Raw genomic sequence first — 21879 nt, 5'->3', positions numbered from 1 at the left:
CCTCAAAGAGTGAAATAGCCAAAGCGGCTCAGTGGCAGACGACGCTCGCGTACTTTCGACGCAGCGAACACAGCGTTGACCAGCGCTGCAGCAGCAGGCACTGCGCCGGTCTCACCGACACCACCGGGGCTTTCTTCACTCTTGATCACATGCACCTCCACAGGCGGTGCATCACTCATGCGGATCTGCCGATAGGCGTGGAAGTTGGTCTGAACCACCTGGCCTTTCTCGATGAGGATTTCGTTGAACAGCGCAGCCGACAGGCCGAACAATGTGCCGCCTTCCATCTGCGATTCGACCGACCGTGGGTTGGTGGCAAAGCCGCAATCCACCACCGTGATCAGACGCTTGATGCGCATACCTTTGTTAGCCTGCACTTCCAGCTCGACGATGGTCGCCACGAAGCTGCCAAACACCGCGCTGACCGCAACGCCACGACCGTGGCCGGCGGGCAACGGCGTTTTCCAGTCGGCGATCTCTGCTGCTTTCTTCAAGACTGCCTGAGCGCGGGGTTGCTCCTGCATCAGGCTCAGGCGGTATTCAACCGGATCAATTTTGGCGTTGTGCGCCAGCTCGTCGATGAAGCTTTCAACGGCGTAAGTACTGCGCAACGGACCCACGCCACGCCACCACGAAACCGGAATCACGTCCGGGTCCTGGCGGATATAGCGCACTTGCAGGCTGTCGAGTTTGTAAACCGGATCGATGGCCACTTCGACGGCGTCAGCATCCACCCCGCTTTCCGGCAACTTGCCGACGTAGGCAGCCATCACTGAAGCGCCTGCGATTCGATGTTCCCAACCGACAGGCTTGCCATCCTTACCCAGCGCCGCATTCATGCGGTCCACGTAATGCGGTCGGTACTTGTCGTGGGTCATGTCTTCTTCACGGCTCCAGATCAACTTGATCGGGTAGCTGAGCTGCCGGGCGATGTCCACGGCCTGGAAGATAAAGTCCGACTCCAGACGACGACCGAAGCCGCCGCCGATGAGCTGGTTGTGGATAACTACTTTATCCACAGGCAGACCGGCGACCTTGGCCGCGCCCATTTGCGCAAAGCCAGGGGCCTGACACCCTACCCACAGCTCGCACATATCAGGGCGAACGTGGGCAACACAGGTCATGGGTTCCAGCGGCGAGTGAGACAGGAACGGCTGCTGGTATACGGCTTCGAACTGACTTGAAGCGTTTTTCAGCGCCGCGCCGATGTCACCGGTCTGCTTGGCGAAAACCCCGTCTTTTGAACTGGCATCCAGCAGGTCTTTGTCCAGTTGCGCGGAGTCAATCGAGGCATGCGGACCGAAGTCCCATTCGATTTCCAGCGCCTTGAGCGCTTGCTGGCAAGACCAGAAATTGGTCGCCGTGACGGCGACGGCATTCTCCAGACGGATCACGTCGCGAACACCGGAGACTTTGCGCGCAGCGTCGTCTTTCACGCTGCGCAGCTTGCCGCCATGGACCGGGCAAGTCAGCGACGAAGCGATCAGCATGTCGGGGATTTTCACGTCGATGGTGAACTGCGCCGAACCGTTGACCTTGTGCGGCGTGTCCAGACGCTGCGCCGAGGTGCCCAGCAATTTGAAGTCGGCGATAGCCTTGAGCGGCACGTCCTTGGGAACCGGGAGCGCAGCGGCGGCTTCTACCAGTTCGCCATAGGCCAGCGTCTTGCCGTTCGGGCCCAGTACTTTGCCGTTTTCGGCACGGCACAGGCTTGGCGCCACGTTCCAGCGAATGGCTGCGGCTTCGATCAGCAAAACACGCGCGGTCGCGCCAGCTTTGCGCAGAGGCTCCCAGGTGTAACGGGTCGATGACGAACCGCCGGTGGCCTGGAATTGCAGAATGTTGTCGGTGTAGAGCGCCGCGTCGGGCGGCGACTCTTCGATCCTGACCGAGCTGAGCGGGACTTCCAGCTCTTCGGCAACCATCATCGCGATACCGGTCTGAACGCCCTGACCCATTTCGATTTTCGGCGAGATCAAGGTGACTTGACCGTCGAGGGCTACGCGCACAAAGGCACCAAAACCCGGCGAGGCTTTGTCACCCAGACGGGCAGCGCTGACCGCTTCGGCCGCCATGCTGCGTGTGGCCATCGGTGGCAGCCAGGTGCTGATGACCAGCCCTCCCAACGAAAGCGCGCCACCCTTGAGCAGCCCGCGACGTGACACCGTCGCAGCAGATCCTTTTACTTCTGACATGGTGTCTTCCTTCAGGCCTGACTGACGCTTTTGATGGCGGCACGAATCCGCGTGTAGGTCGCGCAACGGCATAGATTCCCGGCCATGGCCTCGGTAATCTGCTCCTCGTTGGCGTCCGGATGCGCCTGCAGCAGCGCCACGGCAGACATGATCTGCCCCGGCTGGCAGTAACCGCACTGCACGACTTCATGGGCGAGCCAGGCTTTTTGTACTTCCTGACCGACCGGCAATTGGTCGACACCTTCAATGGTGGTGATTTTGCGACCGGCCACAGCGCTGACCGGCAATACGCAGGAGCGCACCGCCTGACCGTCCAGATGCACGGTGCACACGCCACACTGGGCAATGCCGCAGCCATATTTGGTACCCGTCAGGCCCAGCACATCGCGCAGGACCCAGAGCAATGGCATGTCTTCAGCGACATCCAGCTCATGCTCCTGACCATTGATCAGTAGTGTTTGCATCGTAAAACCCCTGGCATTCATCACGGTTAACCGCTGATGCGTCGGGTTGGCGACGCTGGTCCACAGCGGTTTCGGTTGTGTACGTTTTTTCTGTGATCACCCGGAACGTTGCCGAGTGATTTAAAAGTAGCGTGCCTATGACAATCCCGGAGCGATTAATCCGGTTGGCAGAAACAAAAAATAGAGACGGTGGTATGGCAGACGCTCTTCGGCGTGATTTGCGCAATACCTTGACGAGGATCGTCAGCAATACGGTCGTGCGCGAATAGTACGCTTGTGCTGGCACGGGACGACATGCCTAGAACTCCGGGGTTCGTGCCTGATTCCAGGCTATTCCTGATTAACCGGCAGGAATGCGATCGCCTGTGGGCGATTCGCAAGCTGACGTGGGACCGGCTTTAGCCGGGAAGGCGATATTTCTGACGATGAAGATGTACTGAATGTACCGGCCTCTTCCCGGCTGAAGCCGGTCCCACGTCATCAGTGAATCCTGTAAGAGATTCTATGCTCGCCCACGTCAGTGATTCCTGTGGGAGCCGCTGATACTTCACAAATCTCTGAACTATCGATTTGAGCTTTCCTATTCTTCTCGCTCATCACGCCCACCTAAGATCAGGCCGCGCCACTTGCTTGAGCAATCTTTTGAGGTCGATCGATGAAGCTGGAAATATTCCGCACCCTCTGGGGCTATACCGCGAGCAAAACCCAGGCTCTGGAAGAACTGCTCGAAGCCGGGTTCGACGGCATGGAAGCTCGTCTGCCCTTGAGCGCGGCAGAACGTGCTGAGTTCGCGGCGTTCTTGCGAGCCAATCAGGTGGGTTATATCAGCACGGTCTTTACCGCTTACGACGTGCTGCCGGAACAGTCAGCCACGGTCGCCGAACACCTTACGGATCTGGACAAAAAACTGGGCTGGGCCAGTGAGCTGTCGCCGCGCTTCGTTAACGTACTGGCCGGTAATGACCGCTGGCAGTTGCCGCAACAAGTGGAGTTCTTCGGTCAGGCCATGGAACTGGCGCGCAAGCACGGCCAGTTATGCACCTTCGAAACTCATCGTTCGCGCTCGCTGTTCAATCCGTGGGTAACTCTTGAACTGATTCGGCAATTGCCGGACCTGCGTTTTACCAGCGACATCAGCCACTGGATCGTGACCTGCGAGCGCCTGCTCAATGATCCGGAAGACGACCTGAGCGCTTTCGTTGAACGCGTCCATCACATTCAGGCCCGGGTCGGCTATGACCAGGGCCCGCAAGTACCGCATCCCGCCGCACCGGAATACGCAAAAGAACTGGCCTTCCATCAGCAACACTGGGAAGCGATCTGGCGCTCGCAACAGGAGCGCGGCTATCAAGTCACCACGCTAACGCCAGAGTTCGGCGCCGATGGCTACTTGCATCACCTGCCCTTCACCAATGTCCCGGTGGCCGATTTATGGTCGTTGAACACCTGGATGGGCCAGACCGAACGCGAACACTTCCAGCGCTTCACCCAATCCAACCGCCGCTAATGGAGCCTGTTGTCATGCCGGAACACTCTCAAGCTATCGCCAACTTCAACAGCATTCCGGTGGTGGACATCGCTGGTCTGTTCAGTCCCGATATTGCCCAGCGTCAGGCGGTGGCCGAAGACCTCGGCAAAGCGGCGCGGGAAGTCGGTTTTCTGTACATCAAGAATCACGGCATTGATCAGCAGTTGATCGATGGCTTGCGTCAGGCAGCCAAGGATCTTTTCGCCCAGTCGCTGGATTACAAGATGCAGCATTACATCGGCACGTCGCGCAGCCATAAAGGCTTCGTGCCGGAAGGCGAAGAGGTTTATGCCAAAGGCAAACCGGACCATAAAGAAGCCTTCGATATCGGCTTTGAAGTGGGTGATGAAGACCCGTTGGTGATCGCTAAAACTCCGCTGATCGGCGCCAACGAATGGCCGGACCTGCCGGGCTTCAAGCCTGCCGTGCAAGCCTATTACGCTGCCGTGTTCGCCTTGGGTCGGCGGCTGTTCGATGGCTTCGCCCTGGCACTCGGACTGGAAGAGGGTTACTTCGACGCGATGGTCACTCGGCCGCCTTCCAAGCTACGCCTGATTCACTACCCCTTCGACGACGCTGCACAAGACGCGCCCGGTATTGGTGCGCATACCGATTATGAGTGCTTCACGATCTTGCTGGCCGACAAACCCGGCCTGGAAGTAATGAACGATCTGGGCCAATGGATCGACGCGCCGCCTGTGGATGATGCGTTTGTGGTGAATATCGGCGACATGCTGGAGGTGATGACCGCTGGTACGTTCGTTGCAACGGCCCATCGGGTCAGAACCGTCAGCGAAGAACGCTATTCGTTTCCACTGTTCTACGCCTGCGATTTTCATACGCAAATCAAACCGTTGCCGCAGTTCGCCAAGGCCGGCGCACAGGATTACGAGGAGATCACCATCGGCGAACATATGTTCGGCCAGGCACTGCAAACCTATCAGTACCTGCGTAAAAAAGTGGAGAACGGCGAACTGAAGCTTTATGAAAAAGCCCGCAAGCCTTCGAGTTTTGGCCATTTGAAAAACCAGGCGTCAGAACCGCTCTGACTAGCCCGAATACCCTTTTCCCAACCCTGACGTGCCTTACCTTTCTCTACTTTGGAGTCCTCGACGATGCGCAATAAAAAGAACATTGCTGTCCGCTTGACCGTGCTTGCCGCCGCCGTGTTCGGCGCGACGCTGGCACACGCCGCCACTACCGTGACACCGGGCGTGTTCAAAGTGGGGATGGAGATCACCTATCCACCGTTCGAGTCTTATGACGAGAAGAAAAACGTCGTTGGCTCCGATCCAGAGCTGGCGCACATGCTCGCCAAGCACATGAACCTCAAGGCGGACTTCGTCGACACCAAGTTCTCCAGCCTGATCCTCAGCTTGAACTCGGGTCACTACGACGCGATCATCTCGGGCATGTACATCACGCCAGAACGTCAGACTCAGGCACAAACCATTGCCTATGCCAAAACCGGCGCAGCGATCATGGTCCTCAAGGACAGCAAAGTTAAACCCAAGGTGCCGGAAGACCTCTGCGGCCTGAAAGTCGGCTTGGAAAAAGGCACGACCTGGGTTGCCCAGTTCAACAAGCTGTCAGTGGATTACTGCGTGCCGAACAACAAAGGCGCGATCTCGGTCAGCGAGTTCCCGTCGGCCCCTGAAGTGACTCAAGCGCTGCTGTCGGGCAATGTCCAGGCACAAGTGGAAATTGACGGCGCAGCCGGCATGATCGCCGAACGCACCAAAGGCCGCGTGGTGGTCAGCACTGAGCATTCGATCTATCAGCAGACCCTGGGCATCTACGTGAAGAAGGGTAACGAGGAGCTGTATCAAGCGCTGCTCAAAGCCTTCGACGAGACCAAAAAATCCGGTGAATACGACGCGCTGCTGAAGAAATACAACCTGGAAGCGCCGGGTAATTAATTCACAGCATAACCCTGTGGGAGCGATGACGTGGGACCGGCTTTAGCCGGGAGAGGCCAGTACATTCAAGACATCTGCATCGTCAGGAATGCCGCTTTCCCGGCTAAAGCCGGTCCCACGTCAGCTTGCAGGCAAACATAGAATCTCCCACAGCGGTCTGCGCTAATCAGGATGCGGTGTACATGCAATTCGAATGGGCTTACTTTTTTTCTCTGTTCTCGATGGTGGACTTCTGGAAGTCCTGCATCACCGTTATTCAGCTCAGTGCTCTGGGCTGGTTTATCGGCATGCTGCTGGGATTTCTGCTGGCTTCGGCCAAGCTGTCGGCGTCGCGCTGGATCCGTATTCCGGCGTCGATTTATATCTGGTTCTTCCGCAGCGTCCCGCTGTTGGTGCTGGTGGTGTTCATCTACAACCTGCCGCAGATGATGCCGTTTACTCGCGACCTGTTCTCCGACCCGTTCTATTCAGGCCTGTTTGCGCTGGTGGTCACGGAAGCGGCGTACATGGCGGAGATCCATCGCGGCGGGCTGATTTCCGTGGCCAAAGGTCAGAAGGAAGCCGGGCGCGCGCTGGGTATTGGTGTGCTGGGCATGCAGCGTTTGATCGTGATTCCGCAGGCATTCCGTATCTCGCTGCCAACGCTGATCAACGAATACATTACCGTGGTCAAACTCACTTCGATCATCTCGGTCATTTCCCTGACCGAACTGCTGACCGTGGGACAACGCCTGTACGCGCAAAACTTTCTGGTCATGGAAACGCTGTCAGCCGTGGCCGTGTATTACGTGATGATCGTCACCGTGTTCGGTTGGCTTTTTCACTGGCTGGAACAGCATCTGGAACTGAACAATCGCAAGCCGCAAACCCTGGACGACGCCAGCGTGCAACAACTGCGCGCCAGTCTCCCTGCCGCCGTTTCGAAAGCGGCGGCCCCTGTTGAAAGCGGTCTTGCACCAGCGCTGCAACTGCACACAATTCATAAAAGTTACGGCAAACATGAAGTGCTCAAGGGCATCAATCTGGACGTGGCTGTGGGTCAGGTGATTTCCATCATAGGCCCGTCAGGCTCAGGCAAGACTTCGTTGATTCGCACCGTCAACGGCCTGGAAAGCATTGATGACGGCGAGATCATTCTGTTCGGCGAGAGCTTCATTCACGCAGGCGACAAGCCGAACAATCCGCAGATTCGGCGCGGGGTGCAGCGCATCGGTATGGTGTTCCAGAACTTCAACCTGTTCCCGCACCGGACGATCCTCGACAACGTCACCCTCGCCCCGCGTTATCACGACCGGGACCGGGTGATCAGCGAACAGCGCGCTTACGCATTGCTGGACAAGGTCGGCCTGCTAGCTCATGCACACAAGTATCCGCACCAGTTGTCCGGCGGTCAGCAACAGCGCGTCGCCATCGCCCGCGCCCTGGCAATGGACCCGCAGATCATGCTGTTCGACGAACCGACTTCGGCACTCGACCCTGAGCTGGTAGGGGATGTGTTGAAGGTCATCAGCGACTTGGCGAAGGAAGGCATGACCATGCTGATCGTTACCCATGAAATGGACTTCGCCATGTCCATTTCAGACCGGGTGATTTTCATGGAGAACGGCGTGGTCCAGGCCGATGCCGGACCGCAGACCATTCGCGCCGGTCAGGCAGGGGAACGGGTGATGCAGTTTATGGGGCTGGATCGTTAATACACGCCCCCTTGTGGGAGCTGGGCTTGCCCGCGATAAGGCCGACGCGGTCCACAACAGAACCGCGTCGCCTGTATCGCGGGCAAGCCCGGCTCCCACAAGGGCTTCGTGCGCCCGTGCAAATAAAGAGTGTCTGTCAGACCTTCAGCATCTTCGCGGGCGCTTCGCCCAGATCCCAGAACAACCCGGTCGCGGCTTTCAAGCCTTGCTCCACAACACTCTCGAGCAAATGCTCATCCGGCGCGTGCTGTTTGCAGGATGGATAGGAGTGCGGGAGCCAGACCGTCGGCAAGCCCAATACATCAGCGAAGCAGTGGTTGGGAATCGTCCCGCCCAGGTTTGGCAAAATGCTCACCGGTTCACCCAGACTCTGACTCACCGACTGCTGCACAAAGCCAACCCACGGATGACGCGGATCAAGGCGCGTCGCCGCATAACCTCCCTCGACGTTAATCTGCACGTCTTCAAAGCCATGCTGATCCAGATGCTGGCGCAGGTTGCTCTCCAGCGATTGCCAGTCAGTACCGTCGACAAAGCGTAACTGGCACACCGCTTCGGCCCGCCCTGGAATCGCACCGATCACCTTGACCGTGCTGCCGGATGACAAACCAACGACCTCAAGGGTGTTGCAGCCGAATAGTTTTTCGCCCGTGGTCAGGCCCGGCTCGCCCCAGTTCGGGTTGAGCTGCGGGTCAAAGCTTTCGCCACCCACCGGCAGATCACGAATCAGCGCCGACACGTATTCAGGCATGGGTGCCGGACGCAGGCATTGCGCGAGTAGTTCGCCTTGAGCGGAAACCAGCGATGACACGGCGTGGCCCAGCACGATGGCCGGGTTGGTTATAATCCCGCCCCAATTGCCCGAATGGCGGCTGCCGTTGCCAGTGTCCAGCGTCAGGCGGAACTGGCAGACGCCACGGGAGCCGAGGAACAACGTCGGCAGATCGTGTCTGACCCGCGGGCCATCGGAGGCCAGAAACAGGTCGGCGGCCAGCTCTTCTGCGTTGTCACGACAGGCTTGTTCAAGACCCGGCGAACCGACCTCTTCACTCATCTCGAAAATGATTTTCAGGTTGTAGCCGAGTTTGCCTTCGCGCGCCTGCAACACCGCTTCGAGCGCGGCCAGGTTGATGCTGTGCTGGCCCTTGTTGTCTGCCGTACCGCGACCATAGATGCGCCCGTCCTTGATGCTCAGTTGCCAAGGGGCAGTGCCTTCCTGCCAGAGCTCATCCTGGCCGCTGGTGACGTCGCCATGGCCGTAAGTCAGCAAGGTCAGCAATGCCGGGTCCTCGATTCGCTGGGCGAACATCAACGGTGGTTTGCCGCTGTGGGGGTTTTCGACAAAGCAGCAGGTGAAACCCAGCCGAACCAGCAACGGTTGCAGCTCGACCAGTAAATAGTCACGCAGCGGTTGCGCGCACTCAGGGTTCTGGCTCTCGGTACGTTGCGCGACGCGGCGGCTCAGGGTCTGAATAAACGCGCCGGAATTCAGGTTGTGAACGGCCAGCTCAATGGCGTGCTCTCGGGTATGCAGGGAGGTTGAAGACATCAGGATTACCTTTCACGGGGCCTTTGAGTCGCGCTAAAAGCAGCTCGACCAGCAATGAAATCAAGGGTAACGTTGCCGCCTGACTTGCAACAATTATCAAGTTTGCAAGCTATCCTTGCCTTTAGAACAAACCAGATCTGCACAGCGATGAGGCAGGAATGGGGAGCTGATATGCATGATCTGCCGCTGCGTTATTTCCACAGTGTGGCCCGGACCGGTTCGTTATCGGCAGCGGCCGAAGAGCTTCACGTTGCGGTGTCTGCGGTCAGCCGCCAGATCAGCAACCTTGAAGAAACCCTCGGTTTGCAGTTGTTCGAACGCAAGCCACGCGGCATGCAACTGACCGAGCCTGGTGAGTTACTGCTGGCCTATGCCACGCGCAACATGCTGGAAGTGAAAAACGTAATCGCCGAAATGCGCGGCGTGAATACCTTGCAGCAGCACCGGATTGTGCTGGCCTGCCCGGAAGGGATGGCGTGGGAATTTTTGCCGAGGGTCACCGCAGAGTTTCGTAACTTCCACCCTGGCGCGAGTTTCGATGTGCACGTGGTAGACGCAGCCCGCGCATCGCAACTGGTCAAGGAAGGTTCGGTGGACATCGCCCTGACCTTCAGCCTGACACCGACCCAAGGCGTGGAAATCTCCTTGAGCTGCGACTCCCCTATCAGCGCGCTCATGCCTGCCAGCCACCCGCTCGCCGCCCGTGAATCCCTTGAAGTGAAGGACCTGAGAGATTGTCCACTGGCCCTGCCCTACACAGGCTCGACCCTGCGCTATCTGTTCGATATCGCCTGTCACTTGCAGGGCATCAACATTGTGCCCGCCTACACCAGTCAATCGTTGGGCACGATCTATAGCGTGGTGCGCTACTCACAGGATGTGATTGCGCTGTGCGGCACCGTCACCGTCAGTGGCTCCACCGCTCGTGACAATCTGGTGCTGGTGCCCATGAGCGACCCGCAGTTACGCCAGCGCAGCCTGCAAGTGCAGATCATGGCCGGGCGCAAACTGCCGGTGTTGGTGCGCTACTTTCTGAGCTTTCTGGAAGAACAGTTGGTAACGGCGAGCACCATTACCAAAGGCTGATGCTGCCCGCATCAAACAAAAAATAACTATCTGATTCGGAACGCTTTTCTGTAGGAGTGAGCTTGCTCGCGATGGCGTCAGCACAGGCTATATCTTCATTGACTGAGAGACCGAATCGCGAGCAAGCTCACTCCTACAGGTGCTGTGTTTGAAGGGTTACAGTGTGGACGCAGGACGCAAGATCAGGCCAGTTTCAGCTGTCGACGGATTGCCAACAGGGTGACCAGGCTGAGCACACCGGTGACGAGCAGGTAGTAACTCGGCGCAAGGTTGTTGCCGCTGGCACTGATCAGCCACGCGATGATGAAGGGCGTGAAGCTGCCGAACACCGTGGTGCCGATGTTGTAGCTCAGGGCCATGCCGGTGGCGCGGACCTGGGTAGGAAACAACTCGGACATCAAGGCAGGCAGGCCACCGAAGTAGATCGCCTTGAGAATGCTCATCCAGAACAGTACCGCCAACAAAACCAGCAACGTCGGGTTGGCTGCCAGCCAGGAAAACGCCGGATAGATGCTGAGGATGAAGATCATCGACGCGCCAAGCATGATCCGGGTACGACCAAACACGTCGGACAGATGACCAATGAACGGTGTCAGGATGGTCAGCACCAGCCCGCTGAGCAGCGTGCCCGCGAAACCGATGGATGCGCTCAGGCCCAGCTGTTTGACGGCATAGGTCGGCATATAAATGATCACGTAGGTGGCCGACGTCGACAGCACCAGCGCGCCTACGGCGAGCAGCATGCGGTACTTGTGCGCCTTGAACAGCTCGCCCACCGGCGCATGACTGCGCTCGCTTTCCTTGAACTCCCCGGCCTCTTCGATGTGACGGCGGATGTACAGGCCGACCGGACCGATCATCAAGCCGAACAGAAATGGAATGCGCCAGCCCCAGGATTCAAGCTGGTCCACCGTCAACGTCGTAGTGAGCAACAAGCCGAAGCCTGAGGCGAGCAAACCACTGATGCCCTGGCTGGCAAACATGAAGCTGGAAAGCAGCCCTTTGCGCTCCGGAGCATGCTCCACCAGCAAGGCCGTCGCACTGCCGAACTCACCGCCCGCAGAAAACCCTTGAATCAGGCGCGCCAGGAATATCCCGATGGGTGCCCAGATACCGATAGCCGCGTAGGTCGGCATGATCGCAATCAGCAGCGTACCGAGCATCATCAGCCAGATCGACACGAGCATCGCCGACTTGCGTCCGACACGGTCTGCATAGGAGCCCAACACCGCTGCGCCCAAGGGGCGAATCATGTAGGAGATCGCGAACGTGCCGAGCGCCAACAGTAACGAGACCGTCTCGTCAGCGGCGGGGAAAAACAGTTTGGAGATGGTGATAGCGAAGAAGCCATAAACGACCAGATCGAACCATTCCAGAGCATTGCCAATCGACGAAGCAATCACCAGCTTGTAAAGCTTGCCCCTGGACATCGACGGTGTCGCGGGGGACTGGGCCGCTGCGTGCGCAGTTGTCATGCATGGTTCTCCAACTCGTCAAAGAATGGGCCTGTCCCCCTGACGAGGTGGCTGACCTTTGACGTGATGGTAGGGGCGCAACACCTTTCCCACAATTATGCATTTCAGAACATTTCATTGCTTTAGGCGCAAAGCATGGGTGCAACATTTTGGTTTTTTTGAGCGTTATTGGTGCTCGTGAGGTTGTTAACAAATCTTGTAGGAGCGCACGGGCACCGCGAGGCCGCGATGGCGGTGTATCAGGCAGATCGCTATCGCGGCCTTGCGGTGCTCGTGCGCTCCTACAGGGAGGGGCTTTACGGTTTTTTAAAGCTCCAGCATCAACCCACTCAGACGCTTCACCTTGCGTCGCAGTGCTTCTTCGAACACGCCCTTGCGCGGCTCGATCAAACTGAACCAGTTTTTGGCGCGGGTAATGCCGGTGTAGATCAGCTCTTTGGTGAGCACCGGGTTCAACGCTTCAGGCAGGATCAGCGCGGTATGGGCGAACTCCGAGCCTTGGGATTTGTGTACGGTCATGGCATACACCGTTTCCACGTCGTTAAGCCGACTCGGCAAAACGAAGCGCACCCCGCCGCTACCGTCGTTACGCGGGAAGGCCACGCGCAATACCTGTTTGCCCGCTTCCGGACCGTCGCGCTCGGGCAGGCGCAAGGCGATGCCGATGTCGCCGTTCATCAAGCCAAGCCCGTAATCATTGCGGGTCATCAACACCGGACGACCTTCGTACCAATGCTGATCGCTTTCAATCAGCCGGGCTTCGTACAGCGCGCTGGTAATACGCCGGTTCAGCCCCTCAACACCCCAAGGCCCTTTGCGCACAGCGCACAACAACTGAAACGCATCAAAAGCATCCAGCACCGCTCTGGCCCAATGGCCCCAACGCTCGTCTTCCAGCGTGGCATCCTGTGGCGGACGCTGCGCAGTCATCACGCCCAGATAGTGCCGATAGCCCTGCGGACCTTTCGGGCCCTGGCCGAGCCCTTCGAGCAGCAGACGTTCCAGTGAACGGTCCTGCTCATTCTTGAGGGCCAATGCGTGCAAATCAGCGTGGCTACGGGCGGCCAATAAAGCCCGGGCTTCGGTGGACTGCTGCTGATTGACCAGTCGCGCCAGTTGCCCGATACCACTGCCTTCACCAAAGCGCCGCGAGTAACGCAACATCGCTACTTGCTGAGCCAATGGATGCTGTTGCTCATCGCCCTGCTGCAAACCGGCACGATTCAAGTCTTCGCCGCTGATTGCTTCAAGCCAGCGCTGGGTTTGCGGGCTGTACAAGCCGGCTTCAGCATCACGGCACAAATCACCCAGCACCGCGCCCGCCTCAACGGAGGCCAACTGGTCCTTGTCACCCAGCAGCACCATGCGTGCATGGGGCGGCAGGGCTTCCAAAAGATTGGCCATCATTTCCAGGTCGATCATCGATGCTTCGTCCACCACCAACACATCCAGTGGCAGCAGATTTCCAGCGTGATGGCGGAAGTGACGGGTGCCCGGACGACTGCCCAACAAGCGATGGACCGTCGTCACCTCGGCAGGGATTTTCTGCCGCACGTCTTCGCTGACCGTCAGGCTCTGCACTTGCTGACTGATGGACTCAGTCAAACGCGCCGCCGCTTTACCGGTGGGTGCCGCAAGCCGAATCCGCAATGGCTGACCGGCCTGTACAGCCGGGGCCTGCAACAACGCGAGCAAGCGCACAACCGTGGTGGTTTTGCCGGTGCCCGGCCCGCCCGTGATGATGCTGAATGCACCACGAGTCGCCAGCGCACACGCCAGTTTCTGCCAGTCGATCAGCGCATCCGGCGTACTGCTTGGCGGGAACAGTGCGTTCAAACGCTGGGCGAGGTCGTCGGAAACGGCCTCCTGCTGTGCCAGTCGCTGACGCAAGATCGCGCCGATGCGCCGTTCGTAGGTCCAGTAGCGGCGCAAGTACAAACGGCGATCAGACAACACCAACGGTTTGCTGGTCGCACTTTCACCGTGGTCATCCCCGCGGGCAACCAGCGTACTGTTCAGCAGTGCCTGGCACCATGCATCGCCATCCAGCGCTACCAGTAACTGCGACGGCAGCAGCATCGGGCCGCTTTGCACATCCCCTTCAGGAGGCAATGACAGGGCAAAGTCCGGTTCTTTGAGGGTTTCGTACAAATCCAGGCACACATGGCCGTGGCCGAGTTGGTGGCTGGTCAATGCAGCGGCCAGCAGCACCAGCGAATCGGCGGACGGATCCAGCTCACTGAGGAACGCCACGAAAGCCTTATCCAGCGCCCGCAACCAACCGCGCTCAACCCAACGTTCAAGAAGCAACAGCAGATCGCGAACGTTGGACAGCGGCGCGAGGTCAGCCAGGCTTTGCGCATCCAGCGGCGTGGGCAGCAGTTCAGCGAATGAGCGACTCATGCAGGTTCTCCGGTCAGGACGAATTCGTCGGTCACTGACTTGCCTTGAAACAGTAGATCCAGACCTTCGATCAGCTCGCGAGGCGGCCGGGTAAACCAGGCACCTTGGCTGGTAGAAAAAGCACCACGCAGGAACACATACAGCGCGCCGCCCATGTGCTGGTCGTAATCGTAATCGGCGAGCCGCGCCTTGAGCTGACGATGCAGAGCCAGCAGATAGAGCACGTATTGCAGGTCGTATCGGTTGTCCAGAATTGCGCTGGTCATCGCGTCCTGGGTGTAGCTTTCGTCGTCCGGACCGAGCCAGTTGGATTTGTAATCCGCCACGTAATAGCGACCTTCGTGTTCGAACGTCAGGTCGATAAAACCCTTGAACATGCCGTTCAGAGACACGGTTTCAGTTGCCGCACGCGGCGCGTTGTCGTGGGTGTAGCGACGCACCAGAGCGTCCATCTGCGCGACGTTGACCTTGTGGCAGGCGAACCAGAATTCCATTTCGATGCGGTACTGATTGGGCTGGTCCATCGCCCCCAGAGAAATCGGCGTGCTGTCGCCGGCCAGCGACAACGGTAGATTCAGGACCTGCGTCAGCCAGCCGGTCAGCGTGTCGATCCAGCCTTCCCAACCGCGCCGGTTACAGCGCCGGGCCACAGCATCCTTAAGCTGTTGAGGGTCGCTGGCAGCTTTGGCAAAACTTTCATTGCCCGCCCATTCCAACAAACCATGGAGGAAGGTGCCGGGATTAGGGCCGCGTGGAAAACGGTGGATATCACCGCCGCTGACCAGCACCTCACGGGGCGCTTCGGGGTCGAGACGTTCGTCATCGAACAGTTTTTGCGCTTGCGGGCTGTCCGGTGATTCGTCGCTGTCGCTGCCCGCAGTGATCGTGTCGCCAATGCGCAATGCGCTGTAGGAGGCGATCCACCAATTTTCGGCAGCGCGGCGTTTAGGCATGCGCGGCTTGAGCAGGGTTGCTTCGTTACGTGGCGGGCTGAAGGTTTCTGCAGTCGCGGCAGGCACGTCTTCGACGCTGATCCCGTCGCAGCCTTCGCCCAGATCCCGCAGCCACGACGCCAGGCCAGCCGACTCAGCCAACGGCATGCCCCCGCCCAACAGATAACCCAATGCCGAGCGGTGCAACATCGAGCTGCTGGAATTACCGCGTTTGAGATCAGCGACACCCAGCCAGCAGGCATATTCGGCGCGGGTCAGGGCCACATAAAGCAAGCGCAGGTCTTCGGCCAGGCGCTCGTTATCAGACTGTTCGATCAGCGCAGCGGTAGGTTTGAGACTGACTTGCGCACGACCGTTTTCATCATGGAAATGCAGGGGCAGACGTGTGCCATCCACCGGTTTGCTGGAACAAATGAACGGCAGTAACACCAGCGGATACTGCAAGCCTTTGGACTTGTGGATGGTCACGACCTTGACCAGTTGCTCATCACTTTCCAGACGCAAAATCTGTTCTTCACCGGCCTGACCTGACAGAGCCAGATGCTCACCCAGATGGCGGATCAAGGCCTGCTCGCCATCCAGCTCGGCAGCGGCTTGTTGCAGCAATTCGGACAGGTGCAGCAAGTTGGTCAGGACACGCTCGCCGTCACTGCGGGTGATCAGGGTCTGCGGTAAATGGAAGTCGTGCAGCAAGCGACGCAGCATCGGCAGCACACCCTGATTGCGCCAGATCAGGTGATAACCGCGGAACTGCATGACCCGCGCTTCCCACGCCAATTCGTCCTGATTGAGGCGCTCCAGTTCTGTCAGCGGCAATGCCAGCGTGATGCACGCCAACGCAGCGCGCAGGGTGCGTTCGGAATCGGGCTCGGCGCAGGCCTTGAGCCAGGCCAATACATCGTGAGCTTCCTGGGCGGCGAATACTGAGTCCTTGTCGGACAGGTAAACACTGCGCACGCCACGGGCCGACAATTCGCCGCGCACCGCCTGAGCTTCTTTGCCGTCACGTACCAGAATCGCGATGTCGGCAGGCAATAGTCCTTTCAGGTCTTTATCCGCAGCCGCAAAACCGGCGCGACCCTGTTGCCCCGCGTTGAGCAGTCGAACGATTTCACTCGCGCAACTGGCAGCGAGTTGCTGACGATAGCTGACACCGGAGACCGGCTGATCGCTCGCCAGTTGCCAGACATTCAGAGCAGCCAGCGATGTGCCATCGATTTGCAGCGCGTCTTTACGGCCTTGAGAAAGCGCACCGGCAAACGGTACGTCATTCTTGTCACCTTCGCGGAACAGGAAGGCACCACGCCCTTCTGGACGCTGCTCGGCGCGCAGGAACACATGGTTGACCGCTTCGACCATGGAGTGGCTGGAACGGTAGTTGGTGTCCAGCGTATGCCAGCGACCAGACGTGGCCTGACGTGCACGCAAGTAGGTGTAGATGTCGGCGCCACGGAACGCGTAGATCGCTTGCTTGGGATCGCCGATCAGGAACAGCCCGGTTTCGCTGTCGTTTTCTTCAAGGCGATAAATACTCTCGAAAATCCGGTACTGCACCGGGTCTGTGTCCTGGAACTCATCGATCAAGGCGACCGGAAACTGCTCGCGAATCAACGTTGCCAGACGCTCGCCGCCGGAGCTTTGCAGCGCGGCGTCGAGCCTGAGCAGCATGTCGTCAAAGCCCATTTCGGCGCGGCGGCGCTTTTCGGCTTCGAAGCGCATGCCGACCCAATGTGCGGCGTGTTCGAGCACTGCGGCATCGGGCGTCGGTAAGGTATCAAGGGCGACTTTGAGTTCGACCATTGCCTCGAAAGCGGGATGCGAAGGCGGATTGCTCTTCCATGCTTCGGCGATACCGTCTGGGGTCAGCCGGGTAAAGCCGGTGCCCAGATCAAGTTCTTCCAGTTCCTCATCAGCCGCCCAAGCGGTGAGTTTTTCAAACCATGGCCGGAAATAGCGCTCCTGCATCTTGCGCCCATCGACAACCTTGCACGCCACGCCGTCGATACAGATTGCATGCAGCTCGGCAGCCCAGTTAGTCCAGGGCGATTTGAGCGCTTTGAGGGCCTCGCGACGTTGCTGCAGGGAGGCGGCGATCAACTCGGCAGGGTCTTGGGTCGGGACCGCCCGGTCGCTGCCAAACAGACTGCGCACCCGAGGTAACAACGCGGCCGGGCCACTCCAGTTGGCGCGGACCCAGTTCAGGGCGTCGCCACTCATTGGGTAGCAGAACAGTCGCCAGTAATCGCGCAGCACTTCGCCAAGCAAATCGCTGTGGTCGGTTTCCAGGGTCTGGGTGAACAGACTGCCGCTGTCGAAAGCATGTTCGCGGAGCATGCGCTGGCACCAACTGTGGATCGTCGATACGGCGGCTTCGTCCATCCATTGCGCGGCAATGTCCAGGCGACTGGCGCAGGCCTGCCATTGCTCGGGCGTGAATTGCTCGCGCAGCTCGTTGATCAGCTCATCAGGTGCGCTTATTTCTTCGCGAAAGAAGCGTGCCGCTTCGGCCAGCCGGATCCGAATCCGGTCGCGCAGTTCTTTGGTCGCGGCATCGGTGAAGGTCACGACGAGGATTTGCGGCGGCAACAGTTCACGGCCAAAGCCGGCGACATCACCGCCATGACCGAGAACCAGACGCACGTACAGCGCCGAAATGGTGAAGGTCTTGCCGGTACCAGCGCTGGCTTCGATCAGTTGGCTGCCACGCAGCGGGAAACGCAGGGCCAGTGATGCGGTGTGCTGTTGGGCGTCAGTCATGCGCTGGCTCCTTCGCTTTGCCAAGGCGCGTCGAAAATCGGTTTGTAGAGCGCATCGCACCAGCCAGCGAACTCTTCGCTGTCGATCAAGGCGTCGAAATCCGGAAACTGCCGGGCCAGCGCGGTGCTTTCACGTCGCTCGCCATCAGTAGTTTGTCCGTCGCCTTCGTAGGCTTTGCGAGCGGCGGCTTCGGCTTTGCTTTCGTCGTTCTGACCAAGCCAGGCAAAAGCGGTTTTAACGGCCACCGGCAATGGACGCTGCATGCCGGTTAGCCAAGCGGTGAGCAGGTCATTCAGTGCGTTGGCGGCGAGAGTTTTGTCCAGCGGATCCAGCAACAAGGTTTCATCACTGGCCACCAATGCGGTGCTGAGCGGCAGCCCACAAGCGCAGCCCACCAGATGCAGAACCCACGGACGAATCAACCGATGCCATTTGCGGTTTTTCTTCGACCCAATGGAGTTGGGAATAGCCGTGATCAGCAAGTACTCGCCTTGAGCGTTGGCATGCAAACCACCCAGCCAGCCTTCCAGTCGCACGCCTTGATGGGCGTAGCTGACCGGCAGCGCACTGCTCAGCGCTTCAGGCCATTTATGCAGCAGGCTCTGATAACGCTGCAGCAAATCCGGCAGTGGCTCGATCAGCTCTTCTCGCAAGCTGCTGCCGAAACCCGCCATGGGTAACAGGCCGCTGCCCTGGAGTTTTAACGCTTGTGCCTGCAGCGCTTCGTCAATGTCTTGCGAGCCAGTAAGCGCGGCATTAAGCAGGCTGTCGCTCAGGCTGTAGCGCTCAAGGGCGTCGAGCACAAACGGCTCCTCGTCAGCCAAAGGGGCTTCGGCCACTTCGAAGTAGATCTTCAAGCGCTGGCTGAAGAAGTGTTTGACCGGGTTTCGGAGGAAGTCCTGAAGTTGAGCCAGATTCAGGGGTTCATCTTGCTCGTGAGCAGAGAGTGGCGTTGCTATCGGCACGGCGACATTGGTTTCGTGCAGGACCTGCCATTCACGGGCGAAGCTGAAGAAGCCGGTGTTTTCATGAAAGTATTGCGCGCTGAACGGCTGAAGCGGATGTTCGAGGGTCATTGCATGGAGAAGCTGCTGGCCAGGATCGCGCTTTTTGCTGTCCGTGGGTACTTCCGCGTTTTGGAGCGTCCAGCCTGCCGCCAAGTGATCACGCAGTTGGCCGATCAGTACGGAAGGTGGTCGCTCACTGTTGTCACGAATGCTACGGCCCACCCAACTGATGTACAGCTGATCTCGTGCCGAAAGCAGTGCTTCGAGCAACAGATAGCGGTCGTCTTCTCGGCGTGAACGATCACCTGGGCGGTAATCGCTGCCCATCAAGTCAAAGTCCAGCGGTGGCTGTGCGCGGGGGTAATCGCCGTCGTTCATGCCGAGCAGGCAAACCAGCTTGAACGGGATGGCGCGCATCGGCATCAGGGTGCAGAAGTTGACCGAGCCAGCGAGAAAACGTTGTGACAAACGGCCTTGGTCAAGTCCGGCAAGCCAGGCTTCGCGAACTACCGTTAGAGGTAGTTCGTCTTCCAGGCCAACCGAATCGCACGTTTCCAGCCAGGTCTCACGCAGTTGCTCCAGCTGAGCGAGCAGGTAATCGTCATGCTCGCTGTCAGCCTGAAAGAATAGCTGGATCAACGCTTGCAGCCGGGTGCCCCACTCTGTTGCAATCGCAGGCGAGGACAGCTCGTTGTGGGCGACCTGAAGCGCGTCAATCAAAGCAACGAGCGGCCCTATCAGAGCAGCATCGAGACCACCGATTTCGTCGTAGGGTTCGATGCCGTCACAGGCAGCACCGGCACCAACCGCATAGCCGAGCAACATACGGCGTAATCCGAAATGCCAGCTGTTCTGCTCCAATTCTGCGGGCAAGCCGAGCCCTTCCCGCTGCTCGGCATTCAGCCCCCAGCGGACACCGGCACCTTCGATCCAGCGGTGCAACGTCGGCAGGTCGCGTTCCTTGATTTTGAAACGGGCGCGCAGTGCAGGAACGTCCAGCAGATCGAGGATTTCACTGACCGGGAAACGACTGTCCGGAATCTTCAGCAAGTGCTCGACGGCGATCAGCAAAGGCTCGCGACCGCGCTGCCCCTGGTCAGCAAGGGTGAACGGGATAAAGCGGCGGTCTTCGCGATCAATCTGACCAAATACAGCGCGAATGTGTGGCGCGTAGCTGTCGATGTCCGGGACCATGACGATCACATCGCGAGGACGTAGATCCGGGTCTTTGCTGAAGCGTACAAGTAATTGGTCGTGCAGAATCTCGACTTCACGCTGAGCACTGTGGGCGACGTGAAAGCGGATTGAGCGGTCTTGCAGCGGGTCGACAGCGGGCCAGATTTCCCGGGTTTCATCAAGCGGCCGTAGCTCAAGAATGTCGTCCTGTAGCTGGTTGAGAATGGTATGCGGATCACTCTCGCTGAACAGATCTATGCGCCCATCTTTGAACGCAGAACGGTAGCTACCGGGATCATCGTGGCTGTCGAGCAGATTGATGTAATCGCGACCTTGCTTACCCCACGCAGCCAGTAGCGGATGAGCGTGTTGGTGCAAAGCCTGTGGATCGAGTACGACAGGCATTCCGGTTTTACGGGCCTGACGTTTGTACTGGTGCCGCAGCAAATCCTTGTCGGCAACAATGTCGGCCCAGTGGTGGCGACAGGGGTTGTGAACACAGAGCAGCACCTGGCTGAACCGGGCCAGACCGGCCAATGCTTCCAGTGCCTGAGCGGGCAGAGAAGAAATGCCGAAGACGATGACCCGAGCCGGTAGACCCGCAGGGGCTTCATTCATGTGAGTGATGCGTTCGATAAAGCGTTGATGCACACCGGCTCGGCTTTGAGCCATGCCTTCGGTGCCGACATCCAGGAGCAATGCACGCCACAATTCTGCCTGCCAGCAATTTGCCGGGGTGAGCGGTTTGGCTTCGCCTCTGACATTACGTAATTGATGACGACCTGCTGCCCAGTCTTCCAGCCAGTCAGCGCGGTACACCTGATATTGGTCGAACAGGTCGGCCAGGCGTTCAGACAGCTGATAGCGCTTGCGCAGATCAGTGTCATTGGTCAGGAAGCGCCTTAGCGGCTCGAAGTGTGGCTGGTCGATCAAGGCAGGCAGCAGGCGCATCAGGCGCCATGTCAGCGGCGCCTTGTCCAATAGTGACGCGACCGGAATTTCATCCTTCCCCAAAACCGATCGATACAACTGCCACATGAAACTACCAGGTAGCTGGACATCGATTGCTGCCGCAATACCGCAGCCGCCCAGATCGTCGTCTTCTGCATCTTCAGCCAGTGCCAGCTTCAGCCATTGAGCAATGCCATTGCTCTGCACCAAGGCGATTTCGTTTTCCAGAGGTGAGAGCGGATAACGACGCATCCAGGACACAACCAGACTGCGCAGGTCATCCAGGCGATTGCCATGAACCACCATGAAACCGGCGCTGAGAGAGGTTGTAACGGGCATGGATGCTTCCTTGGCTGGATAATTCGGTGCGAAAAAACTGTAGCCGAACCTTAAAGCAAAACGGAGGGGGTGGAGGAGGGAATTTGGTTGTAGGAAACGAGATATTACTGCTGCCGCGCTGTATCGCAGCGAACACAGCCCCGTGGGTCCGGATTCATTCGGGAAGGCTATGTCTCGGCCGATAGATATGCAGCATTGATAGCGGCCTTCTCGCGAATGAATTTACCGAGGTTGGCGCATGGACGCTGGACGGGTAGGAGCGAACTTGTTCGCGAGAGGGATGGCACATCCGCCGCCTGTGTATCGCCTGAAATGCAGCCCTCCCGAATGAATTCGGTCCTACCGGGTTGGTGCATGGACGCTGGACCGGTAGGACCGAACTT

The 21879-nt window shown here is 58.7% G+C and carries 12 protein-coding genes; 5 read left to right on the top strand and 7 right to left on the bottom strand.

The window, feature by feature from the left end; all coding sequences use genetic code 11:
* Positions 1 to 2: 2 nt before the first annotated feature.
* Positions 3 to 2195: a molybdopterin cofactor-binding domain-containing protein gene (locus ABRP31_RS02400; RefSeq protein WP_349972394.1), complete on the bottom strand. Its 2193-nt coding sequence runs from the start codon at positions 2193 to 2195 to the stop codon at positions 3 to 5.
* A gap of 11 nt (positions 2196 to 2206) precedes the next feature.
* Positions 2207 to 2659 (bottom strand): (2Fe-2S)-binding protein, encoded by a 453-nt coding sequence (locus tag ABRP31_RS02395; RefSeq protein WP_087274015.1) that lies wholly within the window; start codon positions 2657 to 2659, stop codon positions 2207 to 2209.
* A 655-nt stretch (positions 2660 to 3314) separates the two neighbouring features.
* On the opposite strand from ABRP31_RS02395, the gene ABRP31_RS02390 reads away from it, so the two are divergent.
* From ABRP31_RS02390 to ABRP31_RS02375, 4 genes are all read left to right on the top strand, one after another.
* A complete protein-coding gene (locus ABRP31_RS02390; protein ID WP_349972393.1) occupies positions 3315 to 4166 on the top strand; it encodes a TIM barrel protein in 852 nt (283 codons plus the stop codon).
* Positions 4167 to 4180: 14 nt separating this feature from the next.
* Positions 4181 to 5236 carry an isopenicillin N synthase family oxygenase gene (locus ABRP31_RS02385; RefSeq protein ID WP_087274019.1) on the top strand — a complete coding sequence of 352 codons (1056 nt, stop codon included), beginning with the start codon at positions 4181 to 4183 and terminating at the stop codon, positions 5234 to 5236.
* A gap of 66 nt (positions 5237 to 5302) precedes the next feature.
* Positions 5303 to 6106 carry an ABC transporter substrate-binding protein gene (locus ABRP31_RS02380; RefSeq protein ID WP_087274021.1) on the top strand — a complete coding sequence of 268 codons (804 nt, stop codon included), beginning with the start codon at positions 5303 to 5305 and terminating at the stop codon, positions 6104 to 6106.
* A gap of 182 nt (positions 6107 to 6288) precedes the next feature.
* A complete protein-coding gene (locus tag ABRP31_RS02375) occupies positions 6289 to 7800 on the top strand; it encodes an amino acid ABC transporter permease/ATP-binding protein (protein WP_349972392.1) in 1512 nt (503 codons plus the stop codon).
* 136 nt (positions 7801 to 7936) lie between these two features.
* On the opposite strand, the gene ABRP31_RS02370 is transcribed toward ABRP31_RS02375, so the two are convergent.
* On the bottom strand, positions 7937 to 9349 hold the full coding sequence (locus ABRP31_RS02370; RefSeq protein WP_349972391.1) for a M20 family metallopeptidase: 1413 nt from the start codon (positions 9347 to 9349) through the stop codon (positions 7937 to 7939).
* A gap of 171 nt (positions 9350 to 9520) precedes the next feature.
* Between ABRP31_RS02370 and ABRP31_RS02365 the strand changes: the two genes are divergently transcribed.
* On the top strand, positions 9521 to 10435 hold the full coding sequence (locus ABRP31_RS02365) for a LysR family transcriptional regulator (protein WP_349972390.1): 915 nt from the start codon (positions 9521 to 9523) through the stop codon (positions 10433 to 10435).
* A 182-nt stretch (positions 10436 to 10617) separates the two neighbouring features.
* Here ABRP31_RS02365 and ABRP31_RS02360 read toward each other — a convergent pair whose 3' ends face one another.
* The 4 genes from ABRP31_RS02360 to recC form a co-directional block, all read right to left on the bottom strand.
* Entirely contained in the window at positions 10618 to 11910 is a 1293-nt protein-coding gene (locus tag ABRP31_RS02360; RefSeq protein ID WP_349972389.1) for an MFS transporter, read from the bottom strand.
* 306 nt (positions 11911 to 12216) lie between these two features.
* Positions 12217 to 14313 (bottom strand): exodeoxyribonuclease V subunit alpha, encoded by a 2097-nt coding sequence (gene recD, locus ABRP31_RS02355; RefSeq protein WP_349972387.1) that lies wholly within the window; start codon positions 14311 to 14313, stop codon positions 12217 to 12219.
* Complete coding sequence (gene recB, locus ABRP31_RS02350; protein ID WP_349972385.1) at positions 14310 to 18023, bottom strand: exodeoxyribonuclease V subunit beta; 3714 nt, start codon at positions 18021 to 18023, stop codon at positions 14310 to 14312. Before recB ends, recD begins: the two co-directional genes overlap by 4 nt.
* Positions 18020 to 21496 carry an exodeoxyribonuclease V subunit gamma gene (gene recC / locus ABRP31_RS02345; RefSeq protein WP_349972384.1) on the bottom strand — a complete coding sequence of 1159 codons (3477 nt, stop codon included), beginning with the start codon at positions 21494 to 21496 and terminating at the stop codon, positions 18020 to 18022. The genes recB and recC overlap by 4 nt, the downstream gene beginning before the upstream one ends.
* Between the last annotated feature and the right edge of the window lie 383 nt (positions 21497 to 21879).

The organism is Pseudomonas caspiana, assembly GCF_040224095.2.
Taxonomy (GTDB): domain Bacteria; phylum Pseudomonadota; class Gammaproteobacteria; order Pseudomonadales; family Pseudomonadaceae; genus Aquipseudomonas; species Aquipseudomonas caspiana.
The sequence above is the reverse complement of the archived record's forward strand: the minus strand, read 5'-3'. Positions and strand labels throughout refer to the sequence as shown.

Bases quoted from the DNA above. Each gene is read 5' to 3' on its own strand.
- ABRP31_RS02400 (WP_349972394.1), bottom strand. From the start codon at position 2,195: ATGTCAGAAGTAAAAGGATCTGCTGCGACGGTGTCACGTCGCGGGCTG.
- ABRP31_RS02395 (WP_087274015.1), bottom strand. From the start codon at position 2,659: ATGCAAACACTACTGATCAATGGTCAGGAGCATGAGCTGGATGTCGCT.
- ABRP31_RS02390 (WP_349972393.1), top strand. From the start codon at position 3,315: ATGAAGCTGGAAATATTCCGCACCCTCTGGGGCTATACCGCGAGCAAA.
- ABRP31_RS02385 (WP_087274019.1), top strand. From the start codon at position 4,181: ATGCCGGAACACTCTCAAGCTATCGCCAACTTCAACAGCATTCCGGTG.
- ABRP31_RS02380 (WP_087274021.1), top strand. From the start codon at position 5,303: ATGCGCAATAAAAAGAACATTGCTGTCCGCTTGACCGTGCTTGCCGCC.
- ABRP31_RS02375 (WP_349972392.1), top strand. From the start codon at position 6,289: ATGCAATTCGAATGGGCTTACTTTTTTTCTCTGTTCTCGATGGTGGAC.
- ABRP31_RS02370 (WP_349972391.1), bottom strand. From the start codon at position 9,349: ATGTCTTCAACCTCCCTGCATACCCGAGAGCACGCCATTGAGCTGGCC.
- ABRP31_RS02365 (WP_349972390.1), top strand. From the start codon at position 9,521: ATGCATGATCTGCCGCTGCGTTATTTCCACAGTGTGGCCCGGACCGGT.
- ABRP31_RS02360 (WP_349972389.1), bottom strand. From the start codon at position 11,910: ATGACAACTGCGCACGCAGCGGCCCAGTCCCCCGCGACACCGTCGATG.
- recD (WP_349972387.1), bottom strand. From the start codon at position 14,313: ATGAGTCGCTCATTCGCTGAACTGCTGCCCACGCCGCTGGATGCGCAA.
- recB (WP_349972385.1), bottom strand. From the start codon at position 18,023: ATGACTGACGCCCAACAGCACACCGCATCACTGGCCCTGCGTTTCCCG.
- recC (WP_349972384.1), bottom strand. From the start codon at position 21,496: ATGCCCGTTACAACCTCTCTCAGCGCCGGTTTCATGGTGGTTCATGGC.